The organism is Rhizobium sp. CG5 (assembly GCF_023701945.1).
Lineage (GTDB): Bacteria > Pseudomonadota > Alphaproteobacteria > Rhizobiales > Rhizobiaceae > Allorhizobium.
Genome location: NZ_JABAEF010000032.1, coordinates 11,766 through 28,484 on the forward strand (window position 1 = coordinate 11,766; position 16,719 = coordinate 28,484).

Below are 16,719 nucleotides of genomic sequence, written 5' to 3' on the forward strand. Positions count from 1 at the left end.
ACAGTCTCGTGCTCGCGCAATTCCGGTTCAAGCAAGAGACGATCAGGACACATTTATGCGAACAGACACGGGCCAGGTCATTCATCTGGCGGACTACCACCCCACCGATTTTGTTCTGGAGCGGGTCGATCTGACCTTCGAACTGGACCCGACCGAGACAAAGGTCGAATCGCGTCTGATCTTCCATCGCCGCAAAGGGGTCGACCCGAAGGCACCGCTGGTGCTCGACGGCGATGAGCTGAGCCTGGGCGGCCTGCTGCTCGACCAGAACGAGGTGCCGGCCGGACAGTTTACCGTGACGCCTGACAGCCTGACGATCCGCAACCTGCCGGCGACCGTGCCGTTCGAGATCACCGTCACGACGGTCATAAATCCCGAGGCCAATACCCAGCTGATGGGTCTCTATCGCACCGGCGGCATCTATTGCACCCAGTGCGAGGCCGAAGGCTTCCGCCGCATCACCTATTTCCCCGATCGCCCGGACGTCCTGGCGCCTTACACGGTCAATATCATCGCCGACAAGGCGGCCAATCCGCTGCTGCTGTCGAACGGCAATTTCCTCGGTGGCGCCGGGTATGGCGGCGACCTGCATTTTGCGGCCTGGTTCGATCCGCATCCGAAACCCAGCTATCTCTTCGCGCTGGTCGCCGGCGATCTCGGCGTGGTCGAGGACACGTTCGTCACCATGTCCGAGCGGGACGTGACGCTGAAGATCTTTGTCGAGCACGGCAAGGAGGCCCGCGCCGCCTATGCCATGGACGCGCTGAAGCGCTCGATGAAATGGGACGAAGAGGTGTTCGGCCGCGAATACGACCTCGACATCTTCATGGTCGTGGCCGTCTCCGACTTCAACATGGGCGCCATGGAGAACAAGGGGCTCAACGTCTTCAACGACAAATATGTGCTGGCCGATCCCGAGACGGCGACCGATGCCGACTACGCCAATATCGAGGCGATCATCGCACACGAATACTTCCACAACTGGACCGGCAACCGCATCACCTGCCGCGACTGGTTCCAGCTGTGCCTGAAGGAAGGCCTGACGGTCTATCGCGACCACGAGTTTTCCGCCGACCAGCGCTCGCGCTCGGTCAAGCGCATCGCCGAGGTCCGGCACCTGCGCTCGGAACAGTTCACGGAAGATTCCGGTCCGCTCGCCCATCCGGTCCGTCCGAACAAATATCGCGAGATCAACAACTTCTACACGACCACGGTCTACGAGAAGGGCTCGGAAGTCACCAGGATGATCGCCACCATCCTCGGCCCGGTCGACTTCAAGAAGGGCATGGATCTCTATTTCGAACGCCACGACGGCGATGCGGCGACGGTCGAGGATTTCGTGGCGTGCTTTGCAGAGGCCAGCGGCCGCGATCTCACCCAGTTCTCGCTGTGGTACAACCAGGCCGGCACGCCGCAGATCACCGTCTCGGCCGCATATGATGCCGCCAAGCAGAGCTTTTCCCTGTCGCTCGATCAACTGGTTCCGGCAACCCCCGGCCAGACGGCCAAGGAGCCGATGCACATTCCGCTGAAATTCGCGCTGCTGTCGGCCGAGGGCACGGAATTTGCCCCCAGTGCGGTGACCGGCGGCGAAGTGACCGGCGATGTGCTGCATCTGACCGAACGCAGCCAGACCTTCACCTTTTCCGGCATCGCCTCGCGCCCCGTGCTGTCGCTCAACCGCAGCTTCTCGGCACCCGTCACCCTGCATTTCGACCAGAGCGCCGACGACCGCAGCCTGATTGCCCGCCACGAAAGCGATCTCTTCGCCCGCTGGCAGGCCCTGACCGATCTCGCCCTGCCCAACCTCTGCGAGGCGGCCAATGCAGTGCGCAAGGCGGCCCCCGTCGTCTGCAATGCTGCTTTGAGCGAAACATTGCTGGCGATTGCCGCCAACGACAGCCTGGAACCGGCCTTCCGCGCCCAGGCTTTGGCCCTGCCGAGCGAAGCCGATATCGCCCGCGAGCTTGGCAGCAACAATGATCCGGACGCCATCCATGAAGGCCGTCAGGCGATCCTCACCGCGATCGCCCAGCAGGGCATCGACATCTTCCGGGCGCTTTACGCCTCGATGCAGACCGAGGGGGCCTTCTCGCCTGACGCGGACAGTGCTGGCCGCCGGGCGCTGAAGAATGCTGCATTGGGGTTCCTGGTGCTTGCCGAGAACACACCGACAGTTGCGGCGGAAGCCTTTGCCAAGGCCGACAACATGACGGACCTCAGCCAGGCCCTGACCATTCTCGCCCACCGTTTCCCCGATGCCGAGGAAACCAAGGCAGCGCTTTCCGCCTTCGAGGCGCGCTTTGCGGAAAATGCCCTGGTCATCGACAAGTGGCTGGCCATTCAGGCGACGATCCCCGGCAGTCAGGCTCTTGCGCGCATTCACGCCCTGACCGAGAACCGGCATTTCAATGCCACCAATCCCAATCGCGTTCGCGCCCTGGTCGGGACCTTCGCCTTTTCCAACCCGACCGGCTTCAACCGGGCCGATGGCGCGGCCTATCATTTCCTCGCCGAGCAGATCCTGGCCATCGACGGGCGCAATCCGCAGCTGGCCGCCCGGCTTCTGACGGCCATGCGCTCCTGGCGGCTCCTGGAACCGGCCCGCGCCGACCTCGCCCGCTCGGCGCTGATGCAGATCGAACGCGCCCCCGCCCTCTCGACCGATGTGCGCGATATTGTGGATCGCATGCTGAAGGGGTAATTTTTATCCTGGCAATCGGCGGACCGCATCTCCGCCGATTGCTGTCAGGCAAAAAAAGTGCTGCCGACGGCCTGCAGAGGGCTTGCCGAAAAAGCATATGCGAGTCTTTGCAACAGGTTAACAAAGTTCTACTTTTTCCGACTAGACAGAGCGAATCACCTTTGATTCAATAGCTTAGGTTCGAGCGAGGGATGCTGCGAATCGGACGAGGGATCAAGGCAGGGACAATGTCGAACGCGCGGCGGGCAACCGCAGCCGATGAGCGGTTGCGACTCAAATTTTCTAGACTTCTGGCTTTTCGGGACTTGGTTTACGGACGATTTGCGCGGCTCCAGAGTGCCAGCAATGACAGATCGTCCGATGTCGAGATCATCCTCCGGCGCGCCATACCGGTGCTGATCATCGCCTTCCTACTGGTCGTGGCTGCGGCCCGCATGCTGGGTATCACGGCAGAACAGACGCGTATGGAAGCGTCGATCCGCCATTCGACCGCGCTCTCGGCGATCGCCGCCGCGGCTGCCCTTGGCGGCGAAGGCGGGACCGTGCCGGCCGACAGGGCCGTTGCGCAAGCCCGGATTGCCGCTTACCTGCCGCAGGACCGGCTCGGTCCCGACGCCTTCATCCTGCTGATCGATCCCGCCGGCCGGGTCTATGCCAGCTCGACGGCCGGCCTTGGCTTTGTCGGCATGCCGATCACCAGCCTGCTGCCGGAAGTCGCCACGATCCGGCGCTTCACCGACCATACCGGCGCGATCGAGACCAATATCAACGGCATTCGCCATGTCGCCGTGCTGGCGCCCGCCGGCGATGGGTCGCTCATTCTCGCTGCCCATTCGCTGACGGGTGTGATGGCCTTCTGGCGCAACGAAGTGGCGCTCAACGTCACCCTGTTTGCCGGAATCTCGTCGATCCTGCTGGTCATTCTCTATGCCTATTACAGCCAGGTGAAGCGGGCCCGCGACGCGGACGATACCTTCCTGGAGTCCAATCTGCGCGTCGAGACAGCGCTGTCGCGCGGCCGCTGCGGCCTATGGGATTTCGACCTCGCCAGCCGCCGGCTGTTCTGGTCGCGGTCGATGTATGAAATGCTCGGCCTGCCGCCGGCCGGCAATGTGCTGACCTTTGCCGATGCCGCCCGACTGATGCATCCCGACGACGGCAATCTCTTCGCGCTGGCGCGCACCGTCGGCCGCGGCGACGGCCGCCAGGTCGACCAGGTGTTCCGCATGCGCCATGCCAATGGCCATTATGTCTGGCTGCGGGCCCGTGCCCAGGTCATCCGCACCAATTCCGGCGGAACCCATGTCATCGGCATTGCCATGGACGTCACCGAACAGCACCGGCTGGCGCAACGCTATGCCGAGGCCGACCAGCGGCTGGCGGACGCCATCGAATGCACCTCGGAAGCCTTCGTGCTGTGGGACAAGAACGACCGGCTGGTGATGTGCAATGCCCATTTCCAGAAGGTTTACGGACTGCCCGACAGCGTGCTGGTGCCCGGCACCGAACGGTCGGTGGTGGATGCCGCCTCGGCCCGGCCGATCATCCAGCGCCGCATTGCCGATCCGGACCGCGGCGGCAGTTCGCGCACCACGGAATTGCAGCTGGCCGACGAGCGCTGGCTGCAGATCAACGAGCGGCGCACCCGCGACGGCGGCCTGGTGTCGGTCGGCACCGATATCACCCTGTTGAAGCGCCACCAGGAGCGCCTGCGCGAGCAGGAGCGCCGGCTGATGGCGACGATCGGCGATCTCTCGTCCTCCCAGAAAAAGCTGGAGCGGCAGAAGTCGGAACTGTCCGACGCCAATGAAAAATACCTTGCCGAAAAGGAACGCGCCCAGGCGGCCAACCAGGCCAAGTCGGAATTCCTGGCCAACATGTCGCATGAGCTGCGCACGCCGCTCAATGCCATCCTCGGCTTCTCGGAAATCCTGCTGAACAGCATGTTCGGGCCGGTCGGCTCGCCGAAATATAGCGAATATGCCCGTGACATCCACGATAGCGGCCAGCATCTGCTGAATGTCATCAGCGACATTCTCGACATGTCGAAGATCGAAGCCGGCCATATGAAGCTGAAATGCGAGACGATCGATCTGGCCCCGCTGATCGAGGAAAGCCTGCGACTGACCAGCGTTCCGGCGGAAGAGAAAAGCATCCGCGTCGAGCAGCGGATTTCCTCCGGGCTGACGCTGGTGGCCGACCGCCGGGCGCTGAAGCAGATCATGCTCAACATCCTGTCGAATGCGGTGAAGTTCACCGGCGAAGGCGGCCGCATCGTGCTTCGGGCGAAAACCGTGCGCGGCGCGGTCTGCCTGACGATTGCCGATACCGGCATCGGCATTCCGAAAGCAGCGCTTGAAAAGATCGGCCAGCCCTTCGAGCAGGTGCAGAACCATTATGCCAAGAGCCAGGGCGGCTCCGGCCTGGGGCTTGCCATTTCGCGCTCGCTGACCAACCTGCATGGCGGCGAACTGACCGTGCGGTCGAGGGAAGGCTACGGCACCGTGGTGTCGATCCGCATGCCACACTGTACAGAGACCCTGCCGAAGGCGCCCGCACGACACAAGGTCGCCACAGCCGCGGTCGCCAAAGTTGCCGAGCCGGCGTGAGACTTGGTCTCACACCTTCAGGGTGGTGTTAAAGACTTTCCGGACAGTCTTCGACAGGCGACGGATCTCGGCCTCGAGCGTCTTTAAATCAGGGCAATCGCCGGCCTGGCAGACCAGATCGATCAGGCCGGCCGGAACGGTCTTGGCCTCGAACGGTCCGTCGATGCACAGCCGGATCACCTGGGACACGTCGGTAAACAGCCGCAGCGCCTCCAGACAGATGTCGAGATCACCCGGTGCCATCATCTCGCCGCCGAGCGCCTTCAGGCTTTCTGCCGTGCTCAAGCCCCGCTCAGGCAGCAGCACGCCGCGCACCGGCGCCATCAGGGCGAGATACTGGGTGATGAACTCGATATCGATCAGCCCGCCGGGAATGAGCTTGAAATCCCAGATATCGCGCGGCGGCTTTTCCTTGTCGATCAGGGCGCGCATCTCGGCAACGTCGGCGGCGATTTTTTTTGGATCCCGCTCAGCCCCGAGCACGCCGTCGATGATCGCGTCGACCTGTTCGACCAGCCCTTCGTCGCCGCAGATCAGCCGGGCGCGGGTCAGCGCCATATGCTCCCAGGTCCAGGCCTCCTCCTTCTGGTAGCGCTCAAACGATTTCAGCCGTGTCGCCACCGGCCCCTTGTTGCCGGAGGGTCTGAGCCGCATGTCGACCTCGTAGAGCACGCCTTCCGCCGTCGGCGCCGAGAGTGCTGCGATCAGCCGCTGGGTCAGGCGGGTGAAATAACGCGTCGCGTCGAGCGGCTTCGGCCCGTCGGACTCCGAGGCCGCGTCGTCATAGTCATAGAGCAGGATCAGGTCGACATCGGAGCCGGCCGTCAACTCGTTGCTGCCAAGCTTGCCCATGCCGGCCACCGCCACCCGGCCGCCTGGAAAGCGGCCGTGCACGACAAGCATTTCGCCCAGCACCGCATCGAAAGCCGCGCCGATGACCAGTCCGGCCAGGTCGGTAAAGGCATAGGCCGCCTGCCGCCCGTTGATCGTGCCGGTCAGGAGCCTTATGCCGATCAGGAAACGCTGCTCGGCGGCAAAGATCCGCAGCCGGTCCAGCACCTCCTCATAATGCCTCGAGCCGCCGAGAAAGGCATCGAGCCGCACGGCCAGATAATCGCGGGTCGGCAGTTCCACCATCAGGCCGGGATCGAGCATGCCGTCGAAGACATGCGGGCGCGAGGCGATGATGTCGGCCAGCCGAGGTGCCGATGACATGATGCTGACGATCAGGTCGAGCAGCGCCGGGTTCTTGCCCAGAAGAGAAAACAGCTGGATGCCGGCCGGCAGGCCCGACAGGAAGGTGTCGAAGCGCAACAGCGCCTCGTCGGCCCGTCGGCTGTCGCCAAAGGCTTTGAGCAGGTCCGGCGTCAGCGCCGTCAGCCGTTCGCGCGCCTCGACCGACTGGGTGGCGCGGTAGCGGCCGTAATGCCAGGTGCGGATCACCCGCGAAATATCCTCCGGCCGCTCAAAGCCGATGTCGCGCAGGGTCTTCAGGGTGTCGGGATCGTCCTTCTGGCCGGTAAACACCAGGTTGCCGCCGGCCGAAGACAGCCCCTCCTCATGTTCGAACAGCCGCGCATAGCGCCGCTCGACGGTCCTCAGCACCACTTCCAGGCTTGCCGAAAACGCCCCCGTGCCGTCGAAGCCGGCCATGAAGGCGATGCGCTTCAGCTCTGCCTCGCTGTCCGGCAACAGATGGGTCTGCTCGTCATGCACCATCTGGATACGGTGCTCGACATCGCGCAGGAACCAGTAGCAGCGGATCAGTTCATCGCAGGTCGTCTCATCGATCCAGTGGGCCGAGGCCAGGGCCTTCAGCGCCACTTCCGTGCCGCGGGCGCGCAGGTCCGGCATGCGGCCGCCGGCGATCAGCTGCTGGGTCTGGGCAAAGAACTCGATCTCGCGGATGCCGCCGCGGCCGAGCTTGACATTGTGGCCCTTGACGGCGATCGCGCCATGGCCGCGGTGCACATGGATCTGCCGCTTGATCGAGTGAATATCGGCAATCGCCGCATAATCCAGATATTTGCGGAACACGAAGGGCACCAATTCCTTGAGAAACCCTTCGCCCGCCTTGAGATCGCCGCCGACCGGGCGGGCCTTGATATAGGCGGCGCGCTCCCAGTTCTGGCCCCTGCCCTCGTAATAGAGCAGCGCCGCCTCGATCGGCACCGCGAGCGGCGTCGAGCCGGGATCGGGGCGTAGTCTGAGATCGGTGCGAAACACGTAGCCGTCGGCACTGCGTTCCTGCAGGATGCGCACCAGGCGGCGCATCATCCGGCCATAGGTTTCCGTGGCATCGTCGGGATCGGCCAGAATGCCGGCATCGGGATCGAAGAACACCACCAGATCGATATCGGAGGAATAGTTGAGCTCGTGCGCGCCGAGCTTGCCCATGCCGAGCACGATCAGGCCGCTGCCGACGGCAGGTGCTGCGGGATTAGCCAGCGTCACCTTGCCGGCCTCATGGGCCGTCAGCAGCAGGTGGTCGATGGTGGCGGCCACCGCGGCATCGGCCATGGCGCTGAGCCAGGCGGTGGTCTGCCGCCCGTCGAAAATCCGCGCCAGATCGGCCAGCGCCACAAGGAAGGAGAGTGCCCGCTTGGCATTGCGCAGCCGCACCATGACCTGCGCCTCGGTCGAGGCGCCGCCGTCTGCATTGCGCCAGCAATGGCGCGCGGTGGCGACGAGATCGTCGAGGACGGGTTCGAGCGGCTCGGTCAGGGCGGTGACCAGCAGGGCCGGCTTGACGACGGCTGTATCGCGCAGATGCGGCGCAAGGGTCAGCGCCGCGGCGACGAAGTCCCTAAGCGGGCTCTCGGCGGCGAGCAGTTTCGCCACCGGCGGATGGTCCTTGCCGATGTCTTTCAGCGCCGACAGCACGGATTTCAACTCGGTTTGGCTCATCGGCCGGATCACGCCGGCTTTCACCTCGTCCAGCCGGCTCTCCGCTTTGTCCGCCATGCTCCACGCCCTCCCCTGCGCGGCCTCGCTGACGTCCGTTGCCGAATCTCAAACGCCGGGCCAGTCTCAGGTTAGGCCGTCTGGGCCGGAAAGACCATGGTGGCCGAAAGCCCGCGCTGGGCTTCGCGGCCCGGCACCGTATCGGCCAGGTCGAGGCGGCCGCCATGCAGCGCCATGATCGCCTCGACCAGCGACAGGCCGAGGCCGGTGCCCGGTTTCGAGCGGCTTTCATCAAGCCGCACGAAGCGTTTGACGGCATCCTCGCGGCGATCGGCCGGAATGCCGGGACCGTTGTCGGCCACCGTCAGGCGAACCTCGCCCCCGTGGCGGGCAACCGTCAAACGAATTTCCGGACGGCCCTCAACGCCGCCGGCATATTTGATGGCATTGTCGAGCAGGTTGGAAATCGCCTGGCCGATCAGTTCGCGGTTTCCCCGAACGATGATGCCCGTTTCGACGGATGTCGCCAGCGCCTGCCCCGCCTCGTCGGCCGCCGGCTCGTACAGCTCGGCGCTGTCGGCGGCGATGGCCGAGACATCGACGTCGGAGAGTTCGGCGGCGATCGATCCCGCCTCGACGCGGGAAATCATCAAAAGCGCGTTGAAGGTGCGGATGAGCTGGTCGGATTCGACGATGATGCCTTCCAGCGCTGCGCGCCGGGTTGCGACATCGTCTTCCTCCAGCGCATCGGCCGCCTTGTTGCGCAGCCGGGTCAGCGGCGTCTTCAGGTCATGGGCGATATTGTCGGAGACCTGCCGCAGCCCCTCGTTGAGCTTTTCGATGCGGCCCAGCATCTCGTTCAACGACAAGGACAACCGGTCGAATTCGTCGCCCGAACCGCTGACCGGCAGGCGCTGCGACAGATCGCCGGCCATGATCTTCTTGCTGGCGGCCGAGACGCGATCGATGCGCTTCAGGGCATTTCGGCCGATCGCGAACCAGATGATCACCGCGCCGGCGCCCATGATCGCCAGCGCCACCATCAGCGCCTTGCGCACCAGCAGCCGGAATTTTGCCGGCTCGCCGAGGTCGCGGCCGATCAGCACCCGCAGGCTGTTGTCGAGGAGAAACACATGCGCGATCGCCAGGTGCTGGCGCACCGCGCCGCTGTCGGAATAGCGCTCGTAGCGAAAGGGGAAATCCGTCCAGCCTTCCTCGTCGAACACACCGGGTTCGACCGAGGCGACATTGCCGGCGAGGATTTCGCCGGTCGGCGAGGCGATCACATAGAGATTGGCGCCGGGCTGACGGGCGCGGCGATCCAGCGTGCGCAGCAGCAGGTTCATGCCGCCGCGTTCATAAGAGGCCTGAACCTCCGAGACCTCCTGCTGCAGGCTGTCGCGGGTCTGCTGGTTGAGCAGCCGCTCTGACAGCGCCGTGACATAGAACACCAGGAAGGCGGCGCAGAGGGCAAACAGGATGATGTAGAGCGCCGACAGGCGAACCGCCGTCGACTTGAACAGGACGCCGAACCGGACCATGGAGCGCACGCTAGCCCTCGTCCTTGATCATGTAGCCGGCGCCACGCACGGTTTTGAGCAGCGGCCGGTCGAAATCCTTCTCGATCTTCGAGCGAAGCCGCGACACATGCACGTCGATGACATTGGTCTGCGGGTCGAAATGGTAGTCCCAGACATTTTCCAGCAGCATGGTGCGGGTCACCACCTGCCCGGCATTCTTCATCAGATATTCCAGCAGCCGGTATTCGCGCGGCTGCAGGGGAATATCCTTGCCGCCGCGGCGCACCTCGTGGGACAGCCGGTCGAGTTCCAGATCGCCGACCCGGTAGACCATGTCCTGTTCCGGCGTGCCCTTGCGGCGGCCGAGCACCTCGACACGGGCCAGCAGTTCGGTAAAGGCGTAGGGTTTTGGCAGATAGTCGTCGCCGCCGGCTCTGAGCCCCGTGACGCGGTCGTCGACCTGTCCGAGCGCCGAGAGAATCAGCACCGGCGTGTTGATGGCGCGCTTGCGCAGCTCGCTGATGACGGACAATCCGTCGCGGCGCGGCAGCATGCGGTCGATGACCATCACGTCATAGCTGTTTTCCGAGCCCATGAAGAGGCCGCTTTCGCCGTCGCTGGCGTGATCGGCCACAATGCCCGCCTCGCGAAACGCCTTGGTCATATAGGCGGCGGCTTCCAGATCGTCTTCAATCACCAGTATCTTCATGTGCGGGACCATATCGCCGGCCACGCCATCCGTACAACCGGAAATGCCCGGCTTCACAGATTGTTGGGATGGGGAACCCATTATCCGCTCCTCTTCGATGAGAAAAGGGGCGCCGCGTTCCGGATCGGTCCGGCCCGCGGCGCCCCTTCATGATGCGCAGAGCTCAATCAGCCCGGCTGAATGGGGCGTGCCCAATCAGCCCTGTTGAATGGACGGAGCCATTCAACCCGGTTGAATGGGCAAACCAATCAACCCTGGCTGATCGGAAGGGCCACGAAGCGGCTGCCGCTGTCGGATTCGATCTGGAACAGCGCCTTGGTGCGGCCGTCCTTCTTGGCCTGGTCGATGACCTTGGTGATCTCAGACGCCGTTGCGACATCCTGGTTGTTGACCGAGGTGATCTTCTCGCCGGCCTTCAGACCCTTGTCGGCAGCATCCGAGTCCGGATCGACCTCGACGATCGTCAGGCCCTTGCCGTCTTCGGCCGGGGTGACGCTCATGCCGAGATTGGCCAGCGCCTGTTCGGTCGCGGTGCCTTCCTCTTCGGTCGGCGCCTGGCCGCTGGAATTGGCCATTTCCTGCTCGTTCGGCAGCTGGCCGAGATCGACCTTGACCGAGGTTGCCTTGCCGGCACGCCACAGGGACACATCGACCTTGGTACCCGGTGCATAGGCGGCGATCCGCTTGGCGAGGTCGCGGGGATCCTTGACGGTTTCGCCATTGACGGCGGTCACCACGTCACCCTGCTTGATGCCGGCCTTTTCGCCGGGGGAACCCGCCTGCGGGGCGACAACCAGCGCGCCGCTGGCTTCCGCCAGGCCGAGCGAGTCGGCGATGTCCTTGGTAACCGGCTGGATCTGCACGCCGAGCCAGCCGCGATTGACCGAGCCGGACTTCATCAGTTCGGAGATGACGTCCTTGGCGACAGAGGCCGGAATAGCAAAGGCGATGCCGACATTGCCGCCGGACGGCGAGAAGATCGCGGTGTTGATGCCGACCACCTTGCCGGACAGGTTGAAGTCCGGACCGCCGGAATTGCCGCGGTTCACCGCTGCGTCGATCTGGATGTAATCGTCATAGGGACCGGAGCCGATGTCGCGGCCGCGGGCCGAGACGATGCCGGCCGTGACCGTGCCGCCGAGACCGAAGGGGTTGCCGACAGCCACGACCCAGTCGCCGACGCGCACGTCGGCTTCTTCCGCGAACTCGACATAGGTGAAGGCGCGCTTGGGTTCGTCGACCTTGAGCACGGCCAGATCGGTGCGGCTGTCCTTGCCGATCAGCTTGGCGTCAAGCTCGGTGCCGTCGTTCATCACAACGGTAAAGGCGGAGCCGTCCGACACCACGTGGTTGTTGGTGACGATATAGCCGTCCTTGGAGATGAAGAAGCCGGAGCCCTGCGAGGTCGGGCGAAGCTTGCCATGGCGTTCCGGACCACCGTCGCGCGGCGGACGCATGGCATGGCCCTCAGGACCGCGACCTTCCTGTCCCGGAGCGCCGAATTCCTTGAAGAAGCGCTTCAGCGGATGATCGTCCGGCAACTCGTCGAAATCGCGACCGCCGAAGCCGAAGTTGAAGCCGCTTTCGTCCGATGCCGGCTGCACGTCGGACTGAACGCGGACGGAGACCACGGCCGGAGACACGGCTTCGACGACATCGGCAAAGCTTGGCACCTGCGGGGCGACGACGGTGACGGCCTGTGCATAGGCAGGCGTGATCATGGCCGGCAGGGTCGCGGTCAACATGAGCGCCGCCAGACCCGCCGCGGTGGAATTCTTGAGGATGGACTTGAGCGGAGAACGGTCGTTTTTGTTGTAGAACATGGACTGTACCTTCATATCTGCTGCTGACTGGAAGCCGGGGGAACCGGCCGGGAAGCGGTGGATGATGAAGGTATAAGGGACAGCACCTTACTATGAACTGTCCGCTGCATGAATATTTGGTAATCTTTGAAAAGAAACGGAAATGCCCGCGACGAATGCTCGATTTACTTGTCGAGCAGTTTTTCGAGACGGGCCTCTTCGTCCGGGGTCAGCACCGCGGTGGCCGGCCGGCGGTTCCTGCGGCGCGCAAAGCCCACCATGACCGCAAGGCCGATCAGCAGCATGACCACCGGCGTGCCCCAGAGCGCGATCGTCTTGGCACTGACGCGCGGCTTCAACAGCACGAATTCGCCGTAACGCGATACCACATACTGGATGACGTCCTGGTCGCTGTCGCCATCGACGATGCGCTGGCGCACGATCAGCCGCAGGTCGCGCGCCAGTTCCGCATTGCTGTCGTCGATCGACTGGTTCTGGCAGACCATGCAGCGCAATTGCGCCGAGAGATTGCGGGCCCGCTCCTCGAGTTTCGGATCGGCGAGGATTTCGTCGGGATTGACGGCGTGCGCGGCAAGGGGGGTGAATAGAAGCATGGCCGACAGAAGTGAGGCTCTAAGCTTAAAAAGACCCCTTCTGGCCTGCCGGCCATCTCCCCCACAAGGGGGGAGAGACGCCGGAGCCGCCGCCGCGCGGGCGCTGGCGAACCCAAATCTTGTTTCCAACAATCTCTGCATGGAGAAAAATGGCAGCGGGCTGCCACAGGTCTTCTCCCCCCTTGTGGGGGAGATGGCCGGCAGGCCAGAGAGGGTCTTGTTTTTCACTCCGCAGCCTCCAGCCCGGCCGGCATCGTCTTTACCGCCTTGGCCCGCCTTGTCGGCGCGCCGACCCGCAGGCGCCGGTCGCTGAGCGAAACGAAGCCGCCGGTCATCATGACAAGCGCGCCCAGCCAGATGCACAGGATGAACGGCTTCCACCAGATCCGAACGACCATGCCGCCGTCGGCCATGCCGTCGCCGAGCGAGATATAGAGCTGGTTTGTCCCGAAGGTGCGGATACCGGCCTCGGTGGTCGGCATGCGGCGCGCCGTATAGAGGCGCTTCGACGACCAGACATCGCCGACCGACTTGCCATCCAGGCTCAGGTTGAAGTGGCCGCGGTCCTCGGTGTAGTTCGGGCCGGTGAAGGATCGCAGCCCGTCGAAGGTGATCGAATAGCCGCCGGCCTCGACGGTTGCGCCCTGCTTCATCTCGACGACCGTCTCGGTTTCGAACGTGGTCACCGCCACAATGCCGAGAACCGTCACGCCGAAACCGAAATGGGCGAGCGCCGTGCCGAAAGCCGAACGCGGCAGACCGCGCAGCCGGCGAAAGCCGATCGACCAGCTCTGCTTGTTGAAACCGGCGCGGTACCACAGATCGGTGATGGCGCCGAACATCAGGAAGAAGCCCGCCGCCATGCCGAGAATGGCCATGACCGGACCGCCATTCTCGATATAAAACAGCGTCAGGCCGGCCACCAGCGCCAGTCCCGCCGCCACATAGAGCCGCTGCAGCGCGCCCAGCAGATCGCCGCGCTTCCAGGCCAAAAGCGGTCCGAACGGCATTGCGACCAGCAGTGGCACCATCAAAAGGCCGAAGGTCAGGTTGAAGAACGGCGCGCCGACCGAGATCTTCTCGCCGGTCAGGGTTTCGAGCAGCAGCGGATACAGCGTGCCGATCAGAACGGTCGCTGCCGACACGGTCAGGATCAGGTTGTTGAGCACCAGCGCGCCTTCGCGCGAGATCGGTGCGAACAGTCCGCCGGCTTTGAGCAGCGGCGCGCGGAAGGCAAACAGCGTCAGCGCGCCGCCGATGAAGAAGGTCAGGATGCACAGAATGAAGATGCCGCGGCTCGGATCGGTGGCAAAGGCATGCACCGAGGTCAGTACGCCGGAGCGCACCAGGAAGGTGCCGAGCAGCGACAGCGAAAAGGTGAGGATCGCCAGCAGCACCGTCCAGATCTTCAGCGCCTCGCGCTTTTCCATCACCAGCGCCGAATGCAGAAGGGCGGTGCCGGCCAGCCACGGCATGAAGGAGGCGTTTTCGACCGGGTCCCAGAACCACCAGCCGCCCCAGCCGAGTTCGTAATAGGCCCAGTAGGAGCCCATGGCGATGCCGGCGGTGAGAAACGTCCAGGCGGCCAGCGTCCAGGGCCGCACCCAGCGCGCCCAGGCGGCATCGATGCGCCCGTCGATCAATGCCGCGACGGCGAACGAGAAACAGACGGAAAAACCGACATAGCCGAGATAGAGCAGCGGCGGATGGATGGCGAGGCCAATATCCTGCAGCACCGGGTTCAGATCTTCCCCTTCGGCCGGCACGGGGCTGAGACGCGCAAAGGGGTTGGAGGTCAACAGGATGAACAGGATGAAGGCGCCGCTGATCCAGGCCTGCACGCCCAGCACATTGGCCTTGAGGCGATCGGGCAGATTGGTGCCGAACACGGCGACCATGGCGCTGAACAGCGTCAGGATCAAGAGCCACAGCAGCATCGAGCCTTCATGATTGCCCCACACGCCGGAAAACCGGTAGATCGCCGGCATCAGCGAGTGGGAATTCTGCCAGACGTTCAGCACCGAGAAGTCGGAGACCATGTAGGCATAGGTCAAGACGCCGAAGGAAAAGGCCACGAGCGCGAACTGCACCAGCGTGCCGGTCGTGCCGATGGCCATCAGCGCCGCATCGCCGCGCCGCGCGCCGATCATCGGCAGGATCGACAGAACGACGGTCGCTGCCAGCGCCAGCACCAGCGCATAGTGCCCGAGCTCGATGATCATTGGGTGGCCTCCTCGCCCTGCCAGACGCCGTCCTTCTTCAGACGATCGGCGACTTCCTTCGGCATGTAGTTCTCGTCATGCTTGGCCAGCACCGTATCGGCGGCAAACACCGTCGAACCGCTCTCGAAGACACCCTCGGTCACCACGCCCTGCCCCTCGCGAAACAGGTCGGGCAGGATGCCGACATAGGTGACCGGCACCGTGCTCGACCCGTCGGTCACGGAAAATTTCACCGTCGAGCCCTCGCCGCGCACCACGGATCCCTCGGCCACCAGGCCGCCGAGCCGGATGCGGGTTCCCGGGTCGATCGGCATCTTGGCGATGTCGGACGGCATGTAGAAATAGGCGACCGCCTGGCCGAAGGCGAACATGACCAGCAGGACGGCGGCAAGGATGAAGCCCATACCGCCGGCAATCACGGCGAGACGTTTCTGTTTGCGGGTCATTTCAGTGCCTCCTCCACAGGCAGTCCCAGTTCGCGGGCCGAAGCGATCAGTGTCTTGCCCTGCTCTCCGTCGGCCGGAAAGGCGACAAGGCCCGCCTTCAGGGCGCCGACAGCGCGGTCCGGCTCCTTCAGCATGGCATAGGAGCGCACCAGCCGCATCCATCCCTCGAAATTATTAGGGTCTTCCTTGAGCTTCTGGTCAAGGCCGTCGACCATGCCGCGGATCATCGCCATGCGGTCGCCGGTCGCCATACCCTCTGCCGCCGCCACGTCGGCAGCGCTCGGATTGCCCGGCGCATTGGGATTGGCAGGCGTGGCCGCAGCCACATCCGCCTCGCCGCCGTTGGCGGCGATATGCTGGTTAACCAGGTCCAGCCATGGGGCGCCGGGTGGCGACCGTTCGGCCAAGGCCTTGAACGCCGCCAGGGCCTCGGCGCGCTTGCCGGCCTGCTCCTCGGCCAGCGCCAGATAGAAGTCGGCGCGCGGATTGTCGGCCTGCAGCCGCAGCGCCGCCTCGAAGGCGGACCGGGCGTCATCGGTGACGATGCCCTCGTTGCTGGCGATCAGCGTTTCGCCAAGGCCGCCCAGCCGCTCCGGGCTTGCGCCGTTCAGCCGGATGGCGTTGCGATAGGCCAGTTCCGCGTCGCCAAGACGCTGGCTCTTGAAATAGATCGGCGCCAGGACGTCCCAACCGGACCCATCATCGGGATTTGCGGCCAGATGCCGTTCCACCTTGGCGACCAGCAGGTCGAGATTGCCGCCGGGATTTTCAAGCCGTGCGGCCAGCGGCTGCGACGGCATGTCGGGGCTGCCGGTCGTCAGATAGAGGCCGAGGCCAATGGCGGGAAGACAGAGACAGATGAAAAGCTGCGCCAGCGGATGGCTGCGCGGTGCCACCGGAGCATCCGTCAGGCCGGTCGGCGCGGCGGACGCCGCCAGCAGCCTGCGGCCGATCTCGGCCCTGGCATAGGATGAGTCCTGGTCGGAAATCAGCCCGAGCGCCTTGTCGCGCTCCAGCTCCTGCAGCTGGTCGCGATAGACCGCCGCCTCGCCCTCGTCGCCGGCGGATACGGTCACCCCCGCTCGCATCAAAGGCAGCATGAGCGCAAGGGCGACGACAAACGTTAAGACGGCGATGACGATCCAGAACAACATAAGCGCCCAAATACTGTACCCGGCTGGACAATCCA

Annotated in this window: 10 protein-coding genes; 2 read left to right on the top strand and 8 right to left on the bottom strand. The window is 64.3% G+C overall.

All coding sequences use genetic code 11. The features are described 5' to 3' along the window. Positions 1–55: 55 nt before the first annotated feature. Positions 56–2,704, top strand: coding sequence for an aminopeptidase N (pepN, locus tag HGO38_RS29630; protein WP_250959385.1), 2,649 nt, complete (start codon positions 56–58; stop codon positions 2,702–2,704). A gap of 227 nt (positions 2,705–2,931) precedes the next feature. Next, positions 2,932–5,313 carry a PAS domain-containing sensor histidine kinase gene (locus HGO38_RS29635; RefSeq protein ID WP_250959386.1) on the top strand — a complete coding sequence of 794 codons (2,382 nt, stop codon included), beginning with the start codon at positions 2,932–2,934 and terminating at the stop codon, positions 5,311–5,313. 9 nt (positions 5,314–5,322) lie between these two features. On the opposite strand, the gene HGO38_RS29640 is transcribed toward HGO38_RS29635, so the two are convergent. From HGO38_RS29640 to ccmI, 8 genes are all read right to left on the bottom strand, one after another. Continuing rightward, complete coding sequence (locus HGO38_RS29640) at positions 5,323–8,277, bottom strand: bifunctional [glutamine synthetase] adenylyltransferase/[glutamine synthetase]-adenylyl-L-tyrosine phosphorylase (protein WP_250959387.1); 2,955 nt, start codon at positions 8,275–8,277, stop codon at positions 5,323–5,325. 71 nt (positions 8,278–8,348) lie between these two features. Beyond that, a complete protein-coding gene (locus tag HGO38_RS29645; protein ID WP_250959405.1) occupies positions 8,349–9,758 on the bottom strand; it encodes a sensor histidine kinase in 1,410 nt (469 codons plus the stop codon). A gap of 10 nt (positions 9,759–9,768) precedes the next feature. Beyond that, positions 9,769–10,458 (bottom strand): response regulator transcription factor, encoded by a 690-nt coding sequence (locus HGO38_RS29650; RefSeq protein WP_284739607.1) that lies wholly within the window; start codon positions 10,456–10,458, stop codon positions 9,769–9,771. A gap of 236 nt (positions 10,459–10,694) precedes the next feature. After that, entirely contained in the window at positions 10,695–12,269 is a 1,575-nt protein-coding gene (locus HGO38_RS29655; RefSeq protein ID WP_250959388.1) for a Do family serine endopeptidase, read from the bottom strand. Between the two features lie 164 nt (positions 12,270–12,433). After that, on the bottom strand, positions 12,434–12,862 hold the full coding sequence (locus HGO38_RS29660; protein ID WP_250959389.1) for a cytochrome c-type biogenesis protein: 429 nt from the start codon (positions 12,860–12,862) through the stop codon (positions 12,434–12,436). A 224-nt stretch (positions 12,863–13,086) separates the two neighbouring features. Then, positions 13,087–15,084: a heme lyase CcmF/NrfE family subunit gene (locus tag HGO38_RS29665; protein WP_250959390.1), complete on the bottom strand. Its 1,998-nt coding sequence runs from the start codon at positions 15,082–15,084 to the stop codon at positions 13,087–13,089. Next, positions 15,081–15,530, bottom strand: a complete 450-nt coding sequence (gene ccmE, locus HGO38_RS29670) for a cytochrome c maturation protein CcmE (RefSeq protein ID WP_250959391.1) — start codon at positions 15,528–15,530, stop codon at positions 15,081–15,083. The genes HGO38_RS29665 and ccmE overlap by 4 nt, the downstream gene beginning before the upstream one ends. Beyond that, positions 15,527–16,684 carry a c-type cytochrome biogenesis protein CcmI gene (gene ccmI, locus HGO38_RS29675; protein WP_250959392.1) on the bottom strand — a complete coding sequence of 386 codons (1,158 nt, stop codon included), beginning with the start codon at positions 16,682–16,684 and terminating at the stop codon, positions 15,527–15,529. The genes ccmE and ccmI overlap by 4 nt, the downstream gene beginning before the upstream one ends. Positions 16,685–16,719 lie beyond the last annotated feature (35 nt).